Raw genomic sequence first — 19,152 nt, forward strand, 5'->3', positions numbered from 1 at the left:
CCCGCGGCGGAACGCCGCCACCCCCTGGGCCTACGCTGAACACATGAGCAAGCAGACCGGCCCCCGCCAGGTGGCGGGACTCCCCGCATGGGACCGCTGCGCGGTCATGGGGGTCGTCAACGTGACCCCCGATTCCTTCTCCGACGGCGGCCGCTGGTTCGACACCACGGCCGCCATCAAGCACGGCCTCGACCTGGTCGCCCAGGGCGCGGACCTGATCGACGTCGGCGGCGAGTCCACCCGCCCCGGCGCCACCCGGGTCGACGAGGCCGAGGAACTGCGGCGGGTCGTGCCGGTGGTGCGCGGCCTGGCCTCCGAGGGCGTCACGATCTCCGTCGACACCATGCGCGCCTCCGTCGCCGAGCAGGCCCTGGCCGCCGGCGCCGCCCTGGTCAACGACGTCAGCGGCGGCCTCTCCGACGACCGGATGATCCCGGTGGTCGCCGACGCCGGCGCCCCCTTCGTGGTGATGCACTGGCGCGGCCTGCTGAGCGGCGGCAACGTACGGGGCTCCTACGACGACGTCGTCACCGAGGTCGCCGACGAGCTGCACGCGCGCGTGACGGCCGTCCTGGAGGGCGGCATCGCCCCGGACCGCGTCATCGTCGACCCCGGCCTCGGCTTCTCCAAGGACGCCGAGCACGACCTGGTCCTGCTGGCCCGCCTCGACCGCCTCCTCGGCCTCGGCCACCCCCTCCTCGTCGCCGCCTCCCGCAAGCGGTTCCTCGGCCGGGTGCTGGCCGGGCCCGACGGCGCCGTGCCGCCCGCGCGGGAGCGCGACGCCGCCACCGCCGCCGTATCGGCGCTCGCGGCCCGGGCCGGCGCCTGGGCGGTGCGGGTGCACGAGGTGCGCGCCACCGCCGACGCCGTACGGGTCGCCCGCGCCGTCGAGCGAGCCGCCGACCACGACCCGGAAGGAGCCAGGTGAACGCCCCGCACCTCGATGTGGAGCAGGTCGAGGCGGCCAACACCGCCTTCTACGAGGCACTGGAACAAGGTGCCTTCGACGAGCTGAGCGACCTCTGGCTCGCCCCGTCCGACCTCGGCGTCGACGAGACCTACCACGACCCGGCGGACACCGGCGTGGTCTCCTGCGTGCACCCCGGCTGGCCGGTCCTCACCGGCCGCGGCGAGGTCCTCAGGTCGTACGCGCTGATCATGGCGAACACCGATTACATCCAGTTCTTCCTCACCGACACCCACGTCTCCGTCACCGGCGACACCGCCGTGGTCACCTGCACGGAGAACATCCTCAGCGGCGGCCCCGCCCCCGAGGAAGGCGCCGAACTGGGACCGCTGGTCGGACAGCTCGTGGTCGCCACCAATGTGTTCCGCCGCACCCCCGGCGGCTGGAAAATCTGGTCCCACCACGGCTCACCGGTCCTCGCGGAGACCGATGAGGAGGACGAGGAGGAAACACCGTCCTGAATACCGGGGCCGGGAAAGTGGTTGGAATCACCGACCGGCGGGTATGGACGGCTACCAGCCGGTGAGCGACCGTCCCCGCCTGGGGGAACACACGGTGAAACCTCCCGGCGCGCGCCCGGCCGGCCGCCCCCGCGGCCCGGCGCTGTCAGTGCTCGCGGGTAGATTCGAGTGTGGTCCGGGTGCCGTCCGCATCCGGCGGGGGGACCGGCCGAGACCGACGACTGCAGGAGTGATCGCGTGGATCGTGTCGCGCTGCGCGGCCTGAAGGCCCGCGGGCACCACGGTGTCTTCCCCAAGGAGCGCGAGGAGGGCCAGACCTTCCTCGTGGACATCGTGCTGGGCCTGGACACCCGGCCGGCCGCGGCCGACGACGACCTGACCAGGACCGTGCACTACGGCATCGTGGCCGAGGAGGTCGTGGCCGTCGTCGGGGGCGAGCCGGTCAACCTCATCGAGACGCTCGCCGAGCGGATCGCCCAGGTCTGCCTCAAGCACGAAGGGGTCCAGGAGGTCGAGGTCTGCGTCCACAAGCCGGACGCCCCGATCACCGTCCCGTTCGACGACGTGACCGTCACCATCACCCGGAGCCGTGTATGAGCGCCCCCTTCATCAAGGGCCCCACCGACCCGACCGTCCAGCCGGTGCCCGCCGCGGTCGTCGACCAGGTCGACGCCGCCGACACCACGCTCTCCAACCCCAAGCGCGCCGTGATCGCCCTCGGCGCCAACCTGGGCAACCGGCTGGAGACCCTCCAGGGCGCCATCGACGCGCTGGAGGACACCCCCGGCGTACGCGTCAAGGGCGTCTCCCCCGTCTACGAGACCGAGCCGTGGGGCGTCGACCCCGGCACCCAGCCCTCGTACTTCAACGCGGTCGTGGTCCTCAAGACCACCCTCCCCCCGACCTCCCTCCTGGAGCGCGCGCACGCCGTCGAGGAGGCCTTCCACCGCGTCCGGGAGGAGCGCTGGGGCCCGCGCACCCTGGACGTCGACATCGTCTCCTACGCCGACGTCGTCTCCGACGACCCGCAGCTCACCCTGCCCCACCCCCGCGCCCACGAGCGCGCCTTCGTCCTCGCCCCCTGGCACGACGTGGACCCCGACGCCACGCTCCCCGGCCGCGGCCCGGTCGCCGACCTCCTGGGCGCCGTCGGGCGCGAGGGCGTGTCCCCCCGCGCCGACCTGGAACTCCGGCTGCCCGAGTAGTCGTTAAGGTCAGCACGACGACACGTGCGAGGACGACCGGACGCCCCCGCGCGGGGAACCGAAGGGACACTGTGAAAGAGCTGCGCATCAGGGTGCTGGCCGGCGTCTTCGTCGTGGCCGGAATCCTCTCCTGGGCGGGCGCCCGCCTGTGGAACTCGGTCGGGACACTTCCCAGCGTCCCCCTGGCCGCCCCGATCGTGCTCGCCCTGATCGCCGCGGTCCTGCTGGCCACGGCCCTCTCGCTGCGCGCCCGCCTCAAGGCCCAGCGCGAGCGCGTCCCCGGCGCCAAGGGCGTCGACCCCCTGATGGCGGCCCGCGCGGTCGTCTTCGGCCAGGCCAGCGCCCTGGTCGCCGCCCTGGTCGCCGGGATGTACGGCGGCACCGGCGTCTTCCTGCTGGAACAGCTCGACATCCCCGCCCGCCGCGACCAGGCCGTCTACGCCGGCTTCGCCGTCCTGGCCGCCGTCGGCGTGATAGCGGCGGCCCTCTTCCTGGAACGCGTCTGCAAACTCCCGGAGGACGAGGACGACGACCACCCGGGCGCGGCCTCGGCGGCGTGAGCCTCCGGCGGCGTCAGCGCGCCATGATCAGGCTCATCGCCTCGGCCCGCGTCGCCGCGTCCCGCAGCTGACCGCGCACCGCCGACGTCAGCGTCTTCGCACCGGGCTTGCGGATGCCGCGCATCGACATGCACATGTGCTCGCACTCCACCACGACGATCACCCCGCGCGGCTCCAGTATCTCCATCAGCGAGTCCGCGATCTGCGTGGTGAGTCGTTCCTGCACCTGCGGGCGGCGGGCGTACACGTCGACGAGCCGGGCGAGCTTGGACAGGCCCGTGATCTTGCCGGTGGTGGCCGGAATGTAGCCGACGTGCGCGACACCCCGGAACGGCACCAGATGATGCTCACAGGTCGAGTAGACCTCGATGTCCTTCACGAGCACCATCTCGTCGTGCCCGAGGTCGAACGTCGTCGTCAGCACGTCCTCCGGCTGCTGCCACAGCCCCGCGAAAATCTCCTTGTACGCCCGCGCCACCCGCGCCGGCGTCTCCCTCAGGCCCTCGCGGTCCGGGTCCTCGCCGACCGCGATCAGCAGTTCGCGTACGGCGTTCTCGGCGCGCTTCTCGTCGAACTCGCCGATGAAACCCTCGCCGTCCAGCGTCACGGGGTCGGTCATGTGGTGCCTCGTTCCTGTCACTGTCCCGCTTGGCGGCACATGGGACTGCCGCGCCCCCCAGGCTAGAACCTGGGGGGCGCGGCAGTCATTCCGGGCCAGGTGAGGGCCTTGGGCGAGCGGTCAGCTCTCCGGGCGGTCCTCCGGGGCGCGCTCCGGAGCCGGGGACGGCTCCGTCGTCGTGCTCTTGGCCGTCGTGCTCTTGGCGGTGATCGCCGCCGTGGAGCCGTTGGCGCCGTTCGTCAGGGCCAGCTCCTTGGGGGAGAGCACCGGCGGACGGGTGGACGGCGTACGGCGCGAGGAGCCGGTCCAGGCGGGCCTGGCCGGACGCTTCACGATCTGCGCGAAGATCTCGGCGATCTCCTCCTTGCCCAGGGTCTCCTTCTCCAGGAGGGCCAGGACCAGGTTGTCAAGGACGTCGCGGTTCTCGACGAGGATCTCCCACGCCTCGTTGTGCGCGGTCTCGATGAGCTTCTTGACCTCTTCGTCGACCAGCGCGGCGACCTCTTCCGAGTAGTCGCGCTGGTGAGACATCTCACGCCCGAGGAACGGCTCGGTGTTGTCGCCACCGAACTTGATCGCACCGAGGCGCTCGGTCATGCCGTACTGGGTGACCATCGCCCGGGCCAGGCCGGTGGCCTTCTCGATGTCGTTGGCCGCGCCGGTGGTCGGGTCGTGGAAGACCAGTTCCTCGGCCGCCCGGCCGCCCAGCATGTAGGCGAGCTGGTCGAGCATCTCGTTGCGGGTGGTGGAGTACTTGTCCTCGTCCGGGAGGACCATCGTGTAGCCCAGGGCGCGGCCCCGGGACAGGATGGTGATCTTGTGGACGGGGTCGGAGTTGGGTGAGGCCGCCGCGACCAGGGCGTGTCCGCCCTCGTGGTACGCGGTGATCTTCTTCTCCTTGTCGGACATGATCCGGGTCCGCTTCTGCGGGCCCGCCACCACGCGGTCGATCGCCTCGTCCAGCATGTGGTTGTCGATCAGCTTCTGGTCGCTGCGGGCCGTGAGGAGCGCGGCCTCGTTCAGCACGTTGGCCAGATCGGCACCGGTCATGCCGGGGGTGCGCCGGGCGACGGCCGAGAGGTCGACGTCCGGGGCGACCGGCTTGCCCTTCTGGTGGACCTTGAGGATCTCCAGGCGGCCCTGCATGTCCGGGCGGTCGACGGCGATCTGCCGGTCGAAGCGGCCGGGACGCAGCAGCGCCGGGTCGAGGATGTCGGGCCGGTTCGTCGCGGCGATGAGGATCACGCCGCCCTTGACGTCGAAGCCGTCCATCTCGACGAGGAGCTGGTTGAGGGTCTGCTCGCGCTCGTCGTGACCGCCGCCGAGGCCGGCGCCGCGGTGGCGGCCGACCGCGTCGATCTCGTCGACGAAGACGATCGCCGGGGCGTTCGCCTTGGCCTGTTCGAAGAGGTCACGGACCCGGGAGGCACCGACGCCGACGAACATCTCGACGAAGTCGGAACCGGAGATCGAGTAGAACGGGACGCCCGCCTCGCCCGCGACGGCCCGCGCGAGCAGGGTCTTGCCGGTGCCGGGAGGCCCGTAGAGCAGGACGCCCTTGGGGATCTTGGCGCCGACGGCCTGGAACTTCGCCGGTTCCTGGAGGAACTCCTTGATCTCGTGGAGTTCCTCGACGGCCTCGTCCGACCCCGCGACGTCGGAGAACGTCGTCTTGGGGGTGTCCTTGGTGATGAGCTTGGCCTTCGACTTCCCGAAGTTCATCACCCGGGAGCCGCCGCCCTGCATCTGGTTCATCAGGAACAGGAAGACGACCACGATGAGGACGAAGGGGAGCAGGGAGAGCAGGATCCCGACGAAGGCGTTCTGCTTGGTCGGCGAGACCGTGTAGCCGTCGGTGATCTGCTTGTCCTGGTACTTGTTCTGCAGCGTGTTGGCGATGTCCACGCCTTGATCGCCGATGTAGCTCGCCTGGATCTTCGAGCTGCCCTCGATCTTCTCACCGTTCTTGAGCTGGACCTTGATGGTCTGCTCGTCGCCGGTGGTGAGTTTGGCCGATTCGACCTTGTTCTGGTTGATCGCCTGGACGACCTGGCCTGTGTCCACCGTCTTGTAGCCGCCGGACGAGCCGACGACCTGCATCAACACGACCACGGCAAGGACGGCCAGCACGATCCACATGACCGGCCCACGGAAGTATCGCTTCACGTCCATCCACACGGAGCGGTGCCGCCCCGTCCCTCCTGCCATAGTGAGTTTGATAAGACAGTTCTTCTGACGGTACCCCAGCTTGGCGGCCCGCAGCCGCACGGGAAGCCGGCATCCCCGTCTGCATGCTCCAACGGCGCGGGGGCCGCCGGGGTTCCCGGCCGCCCCGGGCGAGCCCGTCAGCCGCCGTAGACGTGGGGCGCGAGCGTACCGACGAACGGGAGGTTCCGGTACTTCTCGGCGTAGTCGAGGCCGTAGCCGACGACGAACTCGTTGGGGATGTCGAAGCCGACCCACTCCACGTCGATGGCGACCTTGGCGGCGTCGGGCTTGCGCAGCAGCGTGCACACCTTCAGGGAGGCGGGCTCGCGCGAGCCGAGGTTGGACAGCAGCCAGGACAGGGTCAGCCCGGAGTCGATGATGTCCTCGACGATCAGGACGTGCTTGCCCTTGATGTCGGTGTCGAGGTCCTTGAGGATCCGTACGACCCCGGAGGACTGGGTGCCCGCGCCGTAGGAGGACACGGCCATCCAGTCCATGGTGACCGGGGTGGACAGCGCCCGGGCGAGGTCGGCCATGACCATCACCGCGCCCTTGAGGACCCCGACGATGAGCAGGTCCTTGCCCGCGTACTCAGCGTCGATCTTCGCCGCCAGCTCGGCCAGCTTCGCGTCGATCTCTTCCTTGGTGATGAGTACCCGCTGAAGGTCGGCACCCATGTCGTTCGCGTCCACCCGCATCACTTTCGGTCGTCCCGCACTTACGGCCTCCGGCTGCCCGGTCCGGCCGCCGGAGTCGCTGCTCCGGGCGGTCGGCCTCAGCCTTGCCGAATCACCAGTCTGCCACCCTGGCGCCGGGCGACGACCTTGCCGGGCAGGTTGATGGCTCCCTGGCCGCGCCAGCCGGTGATCAGCTTGTCGATTTCCTCGATGTGGCGGGCGAAGAGCGAGCCGGCCGGGGCGCCCGCCTCGATGGCGGCCCGGCGCAGGATCCGGCGGCGTACGGCGGGCGGCAGGGCGTAGAGCTTGCCGCACTCCAGGAGGCCCGCGGCGTCACGGACGCCGGCCTCGGCCTGCCGGGCCCAGCCGTCGAGCGCGTCGGCGTCGTCGCGGGAGAGCTGGGCGGTGCGGGCCAGGGCCTCGACGACGCCCTTGCCGAGGGCCTTCTCCAGGGCGGGCAGGCCCTCGTGGCGGAGCCGGGAGCGGGTGTAGGCGGGGTCGGTGTTGTGCGGGTCGTCCCAGACCGGGAGGGACTGGGCCATGCAGGCCTTGCGGGCGGTCTGCCGGTCGAGCTGGAGGAACGGGCGCCGGTAGCGGCCGCCGGCCCCCGAGACCGCGGCCATGCCGGACAGGGAGCGGATGCCGGAGCCGCGGGCGAGGCCCAGCAGGACGGTCTCGGCCTGGTCGTCGCGGGTGTGGCCGAGCAGGACGGCGGCGGCGCCGTGGCGCTCGGCGGCGGCGTCCAGGGCGTCGTAGCGGGCGTCACGGGCCGCGGCCTCGGGGCCGCCGTCGCGGCCGACGGTCACCGCGGCGGACTCCACCGGGTCGAGGCCGAGCGCGCGCAGCCGCAGGACGACCTCCTCGGCCCGCAGGTCGGAGCCGGGCTGGAGGCCGTGGTCGACGGTGACGCCGCCGGCGCGGATGCCGAGCCGGGGCGCCTCGAAGGCGAGGGCGGAGGCGAGCGCCATGGAGTCGGCGCCGCCGGAGCACGCGACGAGCACGAGCGGGGACGGTGCCGGGCGCTCCAGTGCCGGGGAGTACGCGTGGGCGGGGTGTCGGCTGTGGTGTTCGGTGAGGATGTCGTGGAGGACGCGGCGGACCGCCAGGCGTATCGCCGCGACCGCAGGATGGGGACCCATGTCCGGTTCCCTTCATGAAGTTTTTTTGGGGGGGAGCCCGTAGGCCGGTCACGCAGAGTGTGTAGATGGTGACAGAAACGGGCCGTTCCCCGAGCATCGCACGCCTGCGAGGGCCTCACGGTCCCTCGGACGGGTGATTGATAGGGGTGTTGGTCTGCCGCGCACTCCCTGTTTCACTCCGCGGACCCGGTTTCACGACTCCGTCTTGCGGTGCACCCGTGCGATCCAGTCCGCCGGTTTGGCGATCTCCGTCTTGGTGGGGAGGGTGTTGGGCGAGGTCCACACGCGGTTGAAACCGTCCATGCCGACCTCGTCGACGACGGCCCGCACGAAGCGTTCGCCGTCCCGGTACTGGCGCAGCTTGGCGTCCAGGCCGAGCAGTTTGCGCAGGGCCAGGTCGAGGCGGGAGGCGCCCTTGGCGCGGCGCTGCTGGAACTTCTCGCGGATCTCGCCGACGGTCGGTACGACCTGGGGTCCGACGCCGTCCATGACGTAGTCGGCGTGGCCCTCCAGCAGGGACATCACGGCGGTGAGGCGGGCGAGGATCTCGCGCTGGGCCGGGGTCTGCACCAGTTCGACGAGCGAGCGGCCGCCGTCGTCCTCCTCGCCCTCGGGGCGTCCGCCGGCCAGCGTCTGGGCGGCCTCGCGCACGCGTTCGAGGACGGTCATGGGGTCGACGTCGGTCTCCCCGAGGAAGGACTGGATCTCGCCCTGGAGGTGGTCCCGCAGCCAGGGCACGGCCGTGAACTGGGTGCGGTGGGTCTCCTCGTGCAGGGCCACCCACAGCCGGAAGTCGTGCGGGTCGACGTCGAGTTCACGCTCGACGTGGACGATGTTCGGGGCGACGAGCAGCAGCCGCCCGCCGCCGTTGCCGGCGGGCAGGTCGCGGGTGGCGGGGGCGAAGGTCTCGTACTGGCCGAGGACGCGGGAGGACAGGAACGACAGCAGCATGCCCAGTTCCACGCCGGTGACCTTGCCGCCGACGGCGCCGAGGACCGCGCCGCCGGCCGAGGTGGAGCGGCGCTCCTCCATCTTGTCCAGCAGGGGTTTGAGCAGTTCCCGGAAGCCCGCGACGTTGGCCCGCACCCAGCCGGGGCGGTCGACGACGAGGACGGGGGTGTCGGCGTCCTCCTCGGAGACCATGCGGGTGAACCCGCGGACGTGTTCCTCGGAGGCCTTGGCGTGCCGGCGGAGTTCCGCGACGACGGCCCGGGCCTCGTCGCGGCTCACCTCTGGGCCCGGCCGCACCAGGCGGGTCGCGGTCGCCACCGCGAGGTTCCAGTCGACCATCCCGGAAGAAGCAGCACCACCGATGCTCGTCATGCGTCAACCGTACGTGAGCCCCGCCGCCGGGGGCAGGCCGTGCGCGGCAGACGGGAGTCCGCCCGCGCTCAGCGGCAGCCGCAGTCCGCGAGGGCGGTGGCCATGCGGTCCAGGGTGGTCTGGGCGGCCTGGGCGTCGGTGGTGCCGGAGGCCAGGAAGGCGAAACCGAGCACCCGGCCGTCCTGGGTGACGACGGTGCCGGCCAGGGTGTTGACGCCGGTCAGCGTGCCCGTCTTGGCGCGTACGAGGCCGGCGGCGCCGTCGGTGTAGCGGCTGCTGAGCGTGCCGGTGAAGCCGGCGACGGGCAGCCCGGTGAGGGCGGGGCGCAGCTCGGGGCGGTCGGGGTCGGCGGCGGCGGTCAGCAGGTCGGTGAGCAGGCCGGCGGTGAGCCGGTCGGCGCGGTCGAGTCCGCTGCCGTCGTGGAACGAGGCGCCCTCGACGGACACCCCGGCCTGCTTCAGGCGGGCGGCGATCGCGGCGGCGGCGCCCCTGAAGTCGGCCTTCTTGCCGCTCGCCACGGCGGTGTGCCGGGCGAGGGCCTCGGCGAGGTCGTTGTCGCTGTTGGTCAGCATCCGCTCGACCAGGGCCGACACCGGCGGGGAGGAGACGGCGGCGAGGGTGGCGGCGCGGCCGGTCGCCTTGGAGGGGCCGGGGGGCGACGCCTGGATGCCGTGCTCGGCCAGGAGGTCCGCGAAGGTGCGGGCGGCGGCTTCCGCCGGGTCTGCCTCGCGCGGGGCGGGGCCGCTGGTGGAGCCGTCGGTGCGGGCCTCGTCGGCCATCAGGGCGGTGACGGTGGCGAGGTTGTCGTTGACCCCTATCGGGTGCGCCCCGGAACCGGCGTAGAGCGTGGTGTCGTAGGACAGCGTCACCTCGCGCACGTCCCGCTTCTTGAGGGCTTCGGCCGTCTTGACGGCGAGGGTGCGCAGGCTGGCGAGGCCCTCGGCGTCCTCGCGGGCGGTGAGGGTGGGGTCGCCGCCGCCGACCAGGACGAGTTCGCCGGTGTCGGCCTCCAGGGCGGTGCGGGTGGTGAGGCGGTGGTCGGGGCCGAGGGCGGTGAGGGCGGCGACCGCGGTGGCGATCTTGGTGGTGGAGGCGGGGGTGAGGGAGGCGCCGGTGCCGGTGCCGTACAGGCGCCTGCCGGTGGCGAGGTCGACCACCGAGGCGGCCTGGCCGTCACCGAGCGCGGAGTCCTCCAGCAGCGGGTCCAGTACGTCCGCGAGGGCCCTGCCCCCGGCGGCCCGTCCGGTGCCGGCGGCGCTGTCGCCGTCGAGGCCGGCCAGGACGGCGCCGGCGCTCGGGGCGGGCCGGGGCGGTCCGGAGGCGGCGGTGCCACCGTGATCTGCGCCACCCGTGTGCCGCTGGGCGACGGCCCGGTCACGCTCGGCCGTACGCTGGCCCGTGGAGTCCCAGGGGCCCGCGACGGTCACCGCGCCGGCGGCCAGCGCCAGCCCCGCGGTGGCGGCGCCAGCGGTGTAGCGCCAGGTCCGCGGTCCCGTGATCCGGGCCGCCGCGGCCCGGGCCGGCCGCGCGATCCGCGGTACGGCGGCCCGCGCGGCGCGTGCGAGATACGGACGTACGGCGTCCACGGCCCGCGCGACACGCGGTCCGGCGGACCGCCATGGTCTCGGCTCCACCACGGTCACCAGCCCCTTTCGCGATCACGCACCTGCGTGAGGGACACTTAACCACCAGAACTGTGTGCTGATCATGGAGGAGCGTCCGGTGGAGTTCGACGTCACGATCGAGATCCCGAAGGGTTCGCGGAACAAGTACGAGGTGGACCACGAGACCGGTCGTATCCGCCTGGACCGCCGCCTGTTCACCTCGACCGCCTACCCGACCGACTACGGCTTCGTCGAGAACACCCTCGGCGAGGACGGCGACCCGCTGGACGCGCTGGTCATCCTGGACGAGCCGACCTTCCCGGGCTGCCTCATCACCTGCCGCGCGATCGGCATGTTCCGGATGACGGACGAGGCCGGCGGCGACGACAAGCTGCTGTGCGTGCCGTCGACCGACCCGCGCGTGGAGCACCTGCGCGACATCCACCACGTGTCGGAGTTCGACCGCCTGGAGATCCAGCACTTCTTCGAGGTCTACAAGGACCTGGAGCCCGGCAAGTCGGTCGAGGGCGCCAACTGGGTGGGCCGCGTCGACGCCGAGGCGGAGATCGAGCGCTCCTACAAGCGGTTCAAGGAGCAGGGCGGTCACTGATCCCCGCAGCCGCCTCTGATGCCTTCCGGGGCGTGAGATGCGTAACGGGCCGTACGCGGACGCGTGCGGCCCGTTGGCGTTTAGGTGCGCATACTGAGGGCTACAGGAGGTTGTGGTCGCAGGGAGCTTGGGACAGGTGACGGACGCGGAGGACCGAAAGCCGCAGTCGGACGAGGCGAGGAGCGCCTTCCGGCCGCCCAGTGGGGTCGCGGCACCGTCCGACGGCGAGTCGTCGACGACGTCCGAGTTCGCGGTGCCCGAGGGGCTCGCGGTGCCCCGGACGGGCCCGGGCGAGTCCGAGGTGACGTCGGAGTTCGCCCTCCCGGAGGGGCTGGACGCGCCGCAGCCGGTGCCGGCGGAGTCGTACAGCGCGAGTGCCTTCACCCCGCCGGCCGGGATACCGGCGGTCAACCTCGCCAAGGACGTGCCCTGGCAGGACCGGATGCGCACGATGCTGCGGATGCCGGTGGCCGAGCGGCCCGCGCCGGAGGCGCCCCAGCGGCACGACGACGAGACCGGCCCGGCCGTACCGCGCGTCCTCGACCTGACGCTGCGCATCGGCGAGCTGCTGCTGGCGGGCGGCGAGGGCGCCGAGGACGTGGAGGCCGCGATGTTCGCGGTCTGCCGCTCCTACGGCCTGGACCGCTGCGAGCCGAACGTCACCTTCACGCTGCTGTCGATCTCCCACCAGCCGTCCCTGGTGGACGACCCGGTGACGGCGTCGCGGACGGTACGCCGCCGGGGCACCGACTACACGCGGCTCGCGGCCGTCTACCACCTGGTGGACGACCTCAGCGACCCCGAGACGCACATCTCCCTGGAGGAGGCCTACCGGCGGCTGGCGGAGATGCGCCGTAACCGGCACCCGTACCCGACCTGGGTGCTGACCTCGGCGAGCGGGCTGCTGGCCGGGGCGGCCTCGCTGCTGGTCGGCGGTGACGCGATCGTCTTCGTCGCGGCGCTGCTCGGCGCGATGCTCGGCGACCGGCTGGCGTGGTTCTGCGCGGGGCGCGGGCTGCCGGAGTTCTACCAGTTCGCGGTGGCCGCGATGCCGCCGGCCGCGATCGGGATCGCGCTGACCCTCACCCATGTGGAGGTGAAGGCGTCGGCGGTCATCACCGGTGGCCTGTTCGCGCTGCTGCCGGGACGGGCGCTGGTCGCAGGGGTGCAGGACGGTCTGACCGGCTTCTACATCACCGCGGCGGCACGGCTCCTGGAGGTGCTGTACTTCTTCGTCAGCATCGTCGCCGGGGTGCTGGTGGTGCTGTACTTCGGGGTCCAGCTGGGCGCCGAGCTGAACCCGGACGCGGCGCTGGGGACCGGTGACGATCCGGTGGTGCAGATCATCGCCTCGATGGTGCTGTCGCTGGCGTTCGCCATCCTGCTCCAGCAGGAACGGTCCACCGTGCTGGCGGTGACCCTCAACGGGGGCGTGGCCTGGTGCGTGTACGGGGCGATGCACTACGCGGGCGAGATCTCGCCGGTGGCGTCGACGGCCGCGGCGGCCGGGCTCGTGGGGCTGTTCGGGCAGCTGATGTCCCGGTACCGGTTCGCGTCGGCGCTGCCGTACACGACGGCGGCGATCGGGCCGCTGCTGCCGGGTTCGTCGACGTACTTCGGGCTGCTGGCGATCGCGCAGAGCGAGGTGGACCGGGGACTGGTGTCCTTGTCGAAGGCGGTCGCCCTCGCCATGGCGATCGCCATCGGGGTGAACCTGGGGTCGGAGATCTCGCGGCTGTTCCTGAAGGTGCCGGGGGCCGCGAGTGCGGCGGGGCGCAGGGCGGCGAAGCGGACGCGCGGCTTCTAGGCGCGCGCCCCGCGTTCTTCTCCCGGGCGGTTCAGTACCCCTGGTTGTACGGGTTCTGTTCGTTCTGGGGGTACTGCTGCTGACCGTAGCCCTGCGGGTACTGCTGCTGCGGGTACTGCTGGGCGTAGGGCTGCTGCGGGTGCGGCTGCTGCGGGTACTGCTGCCCGTGCGGCTGGGCGTACGGCTGCTGCGGCTGCTGCGGCTGCTGGTTGGGGTGGGGGTTGGGGTTTCCGTAGTACTGCTGCTGCTGCGGGGGCTGGTCGGCCGGGGGGACGCGGCGGAGCTGGGTGGTGGCGTCGTCCATGACCGAGGGCTGGTGGTGCTGCGGGGTCTGGGGAGCCTGCGGGGCCTGCGGCGGGTTCTTCTTGTTCTTGGAGCGGGCGCGCAGGAACTCGATCGCGATCGGGACGACGGAGACCAGGACGATCAGGATGAGGATCGCCTCGATGTTCTCCTTGACGAAGTCGATGCCGCCCAGCCAGGAGCCCAGCAGGGTCACGCCCGCGCCCCACAGGACGCCGCCGATCACGTTGAAGATCAGGAACGAGCGGTACCGCATGCCGCTGACACCGGCGATGATCGGCGTGAACGTGCGCACGACGGGCACGAAGCGGGCCAGGACCAGGGACTTGGGGCCGTACTTCTCGAAGAACTCGTGCGCCTTGGTGACGTTCTCCTGCTTGAACAGCCGGGAGTCCGGGCGCTTGAACAGGGACGGTCCGACCTTCTTGCCGAACATGTAGCCGGCCTGGTCGCCGAGGATCGCGGCGACGCAGATCAGCGCGATCGCCCCCCACAGCGGGAAGTCGAGCTGCTTGGAGGTGATCAGCAGTCCCGCGGTGAACAGCAGCGAGTCGCCCGGCAGGAAGAACCCGATGAGCAGGCCCGACTCGGCGAAGACGATGAGGAGCAGGCCCCAGATGCCGAACGTGTCGAGGAGGTAGTTCGGATCCAGCCAGCTCGGGCCGAGGGCAAGCGTCGTCACGGTTCCGGGCTCCTGAGGGATGAGGGCGGTGAGGCGTTCGGGTACGACCGCACAAAGCTATCAACGCCTTGTGCCCACCCCAGGTTCCACCGGTGGAGCCAGGATGCACTGTGGCCACCCTCGGACCGAGCTGTGAGCCGCCGGGGTCACCCGGCGCGGCGGTCCGCGTTGGCCATGATCGCGTCCTTGAGGTGCTCGGCGAGGCCGGGGCGCATCGCATCGTAGAACGCCTTGAAGCGCTCGTCCGCCACGTACATCTCGGCGAGGCAGCGGTGCATCTCGTAGGGACAGTCGTAGTACCAGGTGCCGATGTGCTGCCGGTGCTCCTCCGCCAGGGCCATGGCGGCCTCGCCGGACGGCGGCTCGCCGGCCGCCATGAGCGCGGCGTAGCGCTCGCTCCAGTCGGTCGCCTCGGCCATCAGCCGCTGCCAGTCCTCCTTGGTGTAGCGCGCGGCCCGGCGCTGCGACTCGGCGTACGCCTCCGTGCCGCCCCAGCGGGCCTCCGCCTCGTCGGCGTACTGTTCCGGGTCCTTGTCCCCGAAGACCTCGAACCGCTCCTCGGGGGTGAGGTTGATGCCCATCCTGCGTGCCTCCATGGCCTGCTCCACGGCCGCCGCCATCTTCCGCAGCTTCTCGATCCGGGCGGTCAGCAGTTCGTGCTGCCGGCGCAGGTGTGCGCGCGGGTCCGCTTCCGGGTCGTCGAGCAGGGCGGCGACCTCGTGGAGCGGGAAGCCGAGCTCCCGGTAGAACAGGATGCGCTGCAGCCGGTCGAGGTCGGCGTCGCTGTAGCGCCGGTGCCCCGCGCGGCTGCGCTCGCTGGGCGCGAGCAGGCCGATGTCGTCGTAGTGGTGCAGCGTGCGCACCGTCACTCCGGCGAAGCCGGCCACCTGTCCCACGGAGTAGCTCAACTCCCGCTCCCTTCTTCCGACACCGGCCACGCTGCCTCCTCACGTGGCGTGAGGTGCAAGCCCGGTGCGGGGTTCAGTGACTCAGCCTGCCGAACCTGCGCACCGCCAGCGGGACGAACACCGCGAGCAGGGCGAGCGGCCACAGCACGGCCGCCGCGACGTGGCCGGGTTCGCCGCCGGGGCCGCCGAACAGGTCGCGCACGGCCGTGGCGGTGTGCGACATGGGGTTGTACCGGACGATGGTGCCCAGCCAGCCGGGCATGGCGTCGGGGGTGGCGAAGGCGTTGGAGAGGAAGCCGACGGGCCAGACCAGGATCTGCACCGCCGAGACCGTCTCGGGCCTCCCGGCGACCAGGGCGAGGTGGATGCCGATCCACAGCATCGCGAACCGGAACAGGAGAAGGAGACCGACGGCGCCCAGGAAGGCGCCGGGCGTGCCGTCGGCCCGCCAGCCGAGCCCGTACCCGACGGCGATCAGTACGGCGAGGCCGAGCGCCGACTGGAGCATGTCGGCGACCGCGCGGCCCACCAGGACGGCTCCGTCGGCCATGGGCATCGCGCGGAACCGGTCGATGACGCCCTTGTTCAGGTCCTGGGTGACGGCGACCATCGTGCCCTCCAGGCCGAACGCCATGGTGAGGGCGAGCATGCCGGGGACCAGATAGTCGACGTAGTCGCCCGTCACGCCCCGGCCGCCGCCGACCAGGTAGCCGAACATCAGCAGCAGCATGACGGGGAACAGCAGGCCGACCAGGACCGGCACGGGCCGGCGGGCCCAGTGGGCCAGCTCGCGGCGGGTCATGGTCCAGGAGTCGGTCAGGACGTAGGTCCCGGGGGTGCTCACGCGGCCTCCTCGGCGGTCTTCCCGGTGGTCTTCTCGGCGGTCTTCTCGGCGGTCTTCCCGGTGGTTTCCGTCAGGTGCAGGAACACCTCGTCGAGCGTGGGGCGGCGCAGTGCCACGTCCTCCGCCTCGATGCCGGCGCCCTCCAGGGCCCGTACGACGCCGGTGAGCGCCGCCATCCGGTCGGTGACCGGGGCGCTGAGCAGCCGGCGGTCGGCGTCGGTGCTGACGCCGGTGAGCGGGAGGAGGGCGGCGGCCTCGGTGAGCCGCCCGGCGTCGCGCAGGACGACGTCGACGCGGTCGCCGCCGGTCGCCGCCTTCAGCTCGTCGGGGGTGCCGTCGGCGACCACCCGGCCGGCGTCCACCACCGACACACGGTCGGCGAGCTGGTCGGCCTCCTCCAGGTACTGCGTGGTCAGCAGCACCGTCGTACCGCCGTCGGCCAGGGAGCGGACCGACTCCCACACCTCGGCGCGGCCCCGGGGGTCGAGGCCGGTGGTCGGCTCGTCCAGGAAGAGCACGTGGGGGTCGGTGATCAGGGAGACGGCCAGGTCCAGCCGGCGGCGCATGCCGCCGCTGTAGGCGCTGACCGGTTTGCGTCCGGTGCCGGTGAGGCCGAAGCGGGCCAGCAGTTCGCCGGCACGCGCGCGTGCCCGCCCGGCGCCCAGGTGGTGGAGGTGGCCGAACAGCTCCAGGTTCTGCCGGCCGCTCAGTTCCTCGTCCAGGGCGGCGTGCTGGCCGAGCAGGCCGATGCGCCGCCGGACGGCGTACGCCTCGGTGACCACGTCGTGCCCGGCGACCTCGACGCGGCCCGCGTCGGGCCGCAGCAGGGTGGCCAGGACGCGTACCAGGGTCGTCTTGCCCGCGCCGTTGGGGCCGAGCATCCCGTGCACCGTGCCGCGCCCGACGGTCAGGTCGAGGCCGTCCAGCGCGGGTGTGGTGCCGTACCTCTTGCGTGCTCCTTCGACCGTGATCGCCGCGTCGGCCATGGAACCCCTTCGCTAGTCAAGCTTGACTACTGAGGGACGAAGGTACCCGGGGATCTCCGGCTCGTCAAACTTGATTAGTGCGCGTCCTCCGGATGCGGCTCACCCGTCCCGTACGGATTCGGCTCGCCCTCGCGCAGCACGCCGACGAACGGTTCGCCCTCGCCCGCGAAGGTGTAGGCGCCGCCGCGGATGCGCTCGACGAGGCCGCGGGTCCAGCGGGCGCCGGTGTCGGCGGAGTCGACCCACATGTTCATGATCTCGCCGATATGGCCGAGCTGCTGCGGGCCCTCCTCGGGCGTGTAGTACTCGGTGACGGCCTTGCGCCACGCCCCGATGGCCCGCAGCCGTTCCTGGAGCAGCTCCAGGACCTCCTCGCGGCGCAGGTCGACCATGAGGCCCAGCCCGGCGGAGAGCACGTCCGGCTTCTGGTCGTAGGCGGTGAGGGACTGCCGCAGCAGGGAGAAGTACTCCCGCGTGCCCTCTTCGGTGATCTCGTACTCGGTGCGCGGCGGGCCGCCCGCGGTGGACGGGGCCGTCTCGTGCGCGAGCAGCAGTCCCTGTTTCGCCATCTGCTTCAGGGCGTGGTAGATCGAGCCGGGCTTGGCGTTGGACCACTCGTGCGCGCCCCAGTACTCCAGGTCGTTGCGGACCTGGTAGCCGTGGGCCCGCCCGTGCTGGCGCACCGCGCCCAGCACGAGGAGACGGATCACTGACATGGGGTCCAGGTTAGGCGGGCGCGGAGCCGGGCCGGGCTCCGGTCCTCAGAACGGGAACCCGCTCCGGCCGTGCTGCACCGAGATCCACTTGTGGGTGGTGAAGGCGTCCAGCATGGTGTCGCCGTTGAGCCGGCCGAGGCCCGACTGCTTCTCGCCGCCGAACGGCACGATCGGCTCGTCGTGCACGGTCCCGTCGTTCACGTGGAACATTCCGGCGTCGATCCGCTTGGCGAACGCCACGCCCCGCTCCACGTCGCCGGTGTGCACGGCGCCGCTGAGGCCGTACGGGGTGTCGTTGACCAGGCGTACCGCCTCCTCCTCGCCGTCGAAGGGGATGACGAAGGCGACCGGGCCGAAGACCTCCTGGCGGAGCAGGGCCGAGTCGGCGGGGACGCCGGTGAGCACGGACGGCTCGACCAGGTTGGCGGTGCGCCCGCCGCGCACCAGGGCCGTCGCGCCCTGGGCGAGGGCCTGCTCCACGACGCCGGCGACGGTGTCGGCCTGGCGGGAGTTGATCAGCGGGCCGATGACGGTCTCGGGGTCGCTCGGGTCGCCGGCCTTGAGGGTCTGCACCTTGGCGACGAACTTCGCCGTGAACTCCTCGGCGACCGACGCGTCGACCAGGACCCGGTTGGCGGCCATGCAGACCTGGCCCTGGTGGACGTAGCGGCTGAAGACGGCCGCGTCGACGGCGTAGTCGAGGTCGGCGTCGTCGAGGACCACCAGGGCGCTGTTGCCGCCCAGTTCGAGGACGGAGCGCTTGAAGTGCGCGGCGCAGACGGTGGCGACGTGGCGGCCGACCGCGTCGGAGCCGGTGAAGGAGATGACCTTGGGCACCGGGTGCTCCAGGAAGGCGTCGCCGATCTCCGCGATGTCGGTGACGACGACGTTGAGCAGACCGCCGGGCAGACCGGCGTCCTCGAAGATCTTGGCGATCAGGGTGCCGCCGACGACCGGGGTGTTCTGGTGCGGCTTGAGGACGACGCCGTTGCCGAGGGCGAGGGCGGGGGCGACCGACTTGAGGGAGAGCAGGAAGGGGAAGTTGAAGGGGCTGATGACGCCCACGACGCCGACCGGGACGCGGTAGACGCGGTTCTCCTTGCCCTCCGTCGGGGAGGGCAGGATGCGGCCCTCGGGGCGCAGCGCCAGGTGGACCGCCTCGCGCAGGAACTCCTTGGCGAGGTGCAGTTCGAAGCCGGCCTTGGTCCGGGTGCCGCCCAGCTCGGCGATGATCGCCTCGGCTATCTCGCCCTCGCGCTCCTCCACGATCCGCAGCGCCTTCTCGAACACCGCGCGGCGGGCGTACGGGTTGGTCGCCGCCCACTCCCGCTGGGCGCGCTCGGCGGCCCGGTAGGCGGCGTCGACCTCGTCGGTGGTGGCTATCGTGATCGAGGCGAGCTTGGCGTCGTCGTACGGGTTGAAGTCGATGATGTCCCAGGAGCCGGAACCGGAGCGCCACTCACCGTCGATGTACTGCTGCGCCAGGTCGGTGAAGTACGACGACGACATGTGATCCCTCAATCCCTTGCTGCC

General features: G+C 71.7%; 19 protein-coding genes. 7 read left to right on the plus strand and 12 right to left on the minus strand.

All coding sequences use genetic code 11. The annotated features are described in order from the left end of the window. Positions 1 to 43: 43 nt before the first annotated feature. The 5 genes from folP (at position 44) to ACIQR3_RS22645 (ending at position 3,193) form a co-directional block, all read left to right on the plus strand. Positions 44 to 928 carry a dihydropteroate synthase gene (gene folP, locus ACIQR3_RS22625; protein WP_403541652.1) on the plus strand — a complete coding sequence of 295 codons (885 nt, stop codon included), beginning with the start codon at positions 44 to 46 and terminating at the stop codon, positions 926 to 928. Further along, positions 925 to 1,428, plus strand: a complete 504-nt coding sequence (locus tag ACIQR3_RS22630) for a nuclear transport factor 2 family protein (RefSeq protein WP_403541654.1) — start codon at positions 925 to 927, stop codon at positions 1,426 to 1,428. The genes folP and ACIQR3_RS22630 overlap by 4 nt, the downstream gene beginning before the upstream one ends. 237 nt (positions 1,429 to 1,665) lie before the next feature. Then, a complete protein-coding gene (gene folB / locus ACIQR3_RS22635; protein ID WP_215170142.1) occupies positions 1,666 to 2,025 on the plus strand; it encodes a dihydroneopterin aldolase in 360 nt (119 codons plus the stop codon). Further along, positions 2,022 to 2,633, plus strand: coding sequence for a 2-amino-4-hydroxy-6-hydroxymethyldihydropteridine diphosphokinase (gene folK / locus ACIQR3_RS22640; protein ID WP_215170144.1), 612 nt, complete (start codon positions 2,022 to 2,024; stop codon positions 2,631 to 2,633). The genes folB and folK overlap by 4 nt, the downstream gene beginning before the upstream one ends. Before the next feature lie 71 nt (positions 2,634 to 2,704). Then, positions 2,705 to 3,193, plus strand: a complete 489-nt coding sequence (locus ACIQR3_RS22645) for a DUF3180 domain-containing protein (protein ID WP_403541656.1) — start codon at positions 2,705 to 2,707, stop codon at positions 3,191 to 3,193. 13 nt (positions 3,194 to 3,206) lie between these two features. Here the strand turns inward: ACIQR3_RS22645 and folE are convergent, their stop codons facing one another. The 6 genes from folE to dacB form a co-directional block, all read right to left on the minus strand. Continuing rightward, a complete protein-coding gene (folE, locus tag ACIQR3_RS22650; RefSeq protein ID WP_403541659.1) occupies positions 3,207 to 3,812 on the minus strand; it encodes a GTP cyclohydrolase I FolE in 606 nt (201 codons plus the stop codon). A 120-nt stretch (positions 3,813 to 3,932) separates the two neighbouring features. Continuing rightward, positions 3,933 to 5,984 (minus strand): ATP-dependent zinc metalloprotease FtsH, encoded by a 2,052-nt coding sequence (ftsH, locus tag ACIQR3_RS22655; RefSeq protein WP_403542002.1) that lies wholly within the window; start codon positions 5,982 to 5,984, stop codon positions 3,933 to 3,935. 173 nt (positions 5,985 to 6,157) lie between these two features. Then, the gene (hpt, locus tag ACIQR3_RS22660; protein ID WP_215170151.1) at positions 6,158 to 6,718 is read right to left on the minus strand and encodes a hypoxanthine phosphoribosyltransferase; all 561 of its coding nucleotides are present in this window, start codon (positions 6,716 to 6,718) and stop codon (positions 6,158 to 6,160) included. 77 nt (positions 6,719 to 6,795) lie between these two features. Further along, positions 6,796 to 7,836, minus strand: a complete 1,041-nt coding sequence (tilS, locus tag ACIQR3_RS22665; protein WP_215170153.1) for a tRNA lysidine(34) synthetase TilS — start codon at positions 7,834 to 7,836, stop codon at positions 6,796 to 6,798. A 192-nt stretch (positions 7,837 to 8,028) separates the two neighbouring features. Then, a complete protein-coding gene (locus tag ACIQR3_RS22670; protein WP_403541660.1) occupies positions 8,029 to 9,159 on the minus strand; it encodes a zinc-dependent metalloprotease in 1,131 nt (376 codons plus the stop codon). A gap of 68 nt (positions 9,160 to 9,227) precedes the next feature. Continuing rightward, positions 9,228 to 10,802, minus strand: a complete 1,575-nt coding sequence (gene dacB / locus ACIQR3_RS22675; RefSeq protein ID WP_403541662.1) for a D-alanyl-D-alanine carboxypeptidase/D-alanyl-D-alanine-endopeptidase — start codon at positions 10,800 to 10,802, stop codon at positions 9,228 to 9,230. Positions 10,803 to 10,881: 79 nt separating this feature from the next. On the opposite strand from dacB, the gene ACIQR3_RS22680 reads away from it, so the two are divergent. Both ACIQR3_RS22680 and ACIQR3_RS22685 read left to right on the plus strand, forming a co-directional pair. After that, complete coding sequence (locus ACIQR3_RS22680; RefSeq protein ID WP_215170163.1) at positions 10,882 to 11,373, plus strand: inorganic diphosphatase; 492 nt, start codon at positions 10,882 to 10,884, stop codon at positions 11,371 to 11,373. A 136-nt stretch (positions 11,374 to 11,509) separates the two neighbouring features. Further along, positions 11,510 to 13,180: a threonine/serine exporter family protein gene (locus ACIQR3_RS22685; RefSeq protein WP_403541665.1), complete on the plus strand. Its 1,671-nt coding sequence runs from the start codon at positions 11,510 to 11,512 to the stop codon at positions 13,178 to 13,180. Between the two features lie 31 nt (positions 13,181 to 13,211). Here ACIQR3_RS22685 and ACIQR3_RS22690 read toward each other — a convergent pair whose 3' ends face one another. From ACIQR3_RS22690 to ACIQR3_RS22715, 6 genes are all read right to left on the minus strand, one after another. Then, positions 13,212 to 14,165 (minus strand): DedA family protein, encoded by a 954-nt coding sequence (locus ACIQR3_RS22690; RefSeq protein WP_403541668.1) that lies wholly within the window; start codon positions 14,163 to 14,165, stop codon positions 13,212 to 13,214. 146 nt (positions 14,166 to 14,311) lie between these two features. Beyond that, a complete protein-coding gene (locus ACIQR3_RS22695) occupies positions 14,312 to 15,073 on the minus strand; it encodes a MerR family transcriptional regulator (protein WP_403541670.1) in 762 nt (253 codons plus the stop codon). 73 nt (positions 15,074 to 15,146) lie between these two features. Then, entirely contained in the window at positions 15,147 to 15,875 is a 729-nt protein-coding gene (locus ACIQR3_RS22700; protein WP_403542004.1) for an ABC transporter permease, read from the minus strand. A gap of 38 nt (positions 15,876 to 15,913) precedes the next feature. Further along, the gene (locus ACIQR3_RS22705; RefSeq protein ID WP_403541672.1) at positions 15,914 to 16,903 is read right to left on the minus strand and encodes an ATP-binding cassette domain-containing protein; all 990 of its coding nucleotides are present in this window, start codon (positions 16,901 to 16,903) and stop codon (positions 15,914 to 15,916) included. A 74-nt stretch (positions 16,904 to 16,977) separates the two neighbouring features. Beyond that, positions 16,978 to 17,619, minus strand: a complete 642-nt coding sequence (locus ACIQR3_RS22710; protein ID WP_215174573.1) for a PadR family transcriptional regulator — start codon at positions 17,617 to 17,619, stop codon at positions 16,978 to 16,980. A gap of 45 nt (positions 17,620 to 17,664) precedes the next feature. After that, entirely contained in the window at positions 17,665 to 19,128 is a 1,464-nt protein-coding gene (locus tag ACIQR3_RS22715; protein WP_403541673.1) for an aldehyde dehydrogenase family protein, read from the minus strand. Between the last annotated feature and the right edge of the window lie 24 nt (positions 19,129 to 19,152).

It is taken from the genome of Streptomyces sp. NPDC090994, from assembly GCF_044768905.1.
Taxonomy (GTDB): Bacteria; Actinomycetota; Actinomycetes; order Streptomycetales; family Streptomycetaceae; genus Streptomyces.

Coding starts and splice junctions, on each gene's coding strand:
- folP (WP_403541652.1), top strand. CDS start 44: ATGAGCAAGCAGACCGGCCCCCGCCAGGTGGCGGGACTCCCCGCATGG.
- folK (WP_215170144.1), top strand. CDS start 2,022: ATGAGCGCCCCCTTCATCAAGGGCCCCACCGACCCGACCGTCCAGCCG.
- folE (WP_403541659.1), bottom strand. CDS start 3,812: ATGACCGACCCCGTGACGCTGGACGGCGAGGGTTTCATCGGCGAGTTC.
- ftsH (WP_403542002.1), bottom strand. CDS start 5,984: ATGGACGTGAAGCGATACTTCCGTGGGCCGGTCATGTGGATCGTGCTG.
- hpt (WP_215170151.1), bottom strand. CDS start 6,718: ATGCGGGTGGACGCGAACGACATGGGTGCCGACCTTCAGCGGGTACTC.
- tilS (WP_215170153.1), bottom strand. CDS start 7,836: ATGGGTCCCCATCCTGCGGTCGCGGCGATACGCCTGGCGGTCCGCCGC.
- ACIQR3_RS22670 (WP_403541660.1), bottom strand. CDS start 9,159: ATGACGAGCATCGGTGGTGCTGCTTCTTCCGGGATGGTCGACTGGAAC.
- ACIQR3_RS22700 (WP_403542004.1), bottom strand. CDS start 15,875: ATGACCCGCCGCGAGCTGGCCCACTGGGCCCGCCGGCCCGTGCCGGTC.
- ACIQR3_RS22705 (WP_403541672.1), bottom strand. CDS start 16,903: ATGGCCGACGCGGCGATCACGGTCGAAGGAGCACGCAAGAGGTACGGC.
- ACIQR3_RS22710 (WP_215174573.1), bottom strand. CDS start 17,619: ATGTCAGTGATCCGTCTCCTCGTGCTGGGCGCGGTGCGCCAGCACGGG.
- ACIQR3_RS22715 (WP_403541673.1), bottom strand. CDS start 19,128: ATGTCGTCGTCGTACTTCACCGACCTGGCGCAGCAGTACATCGACGGT.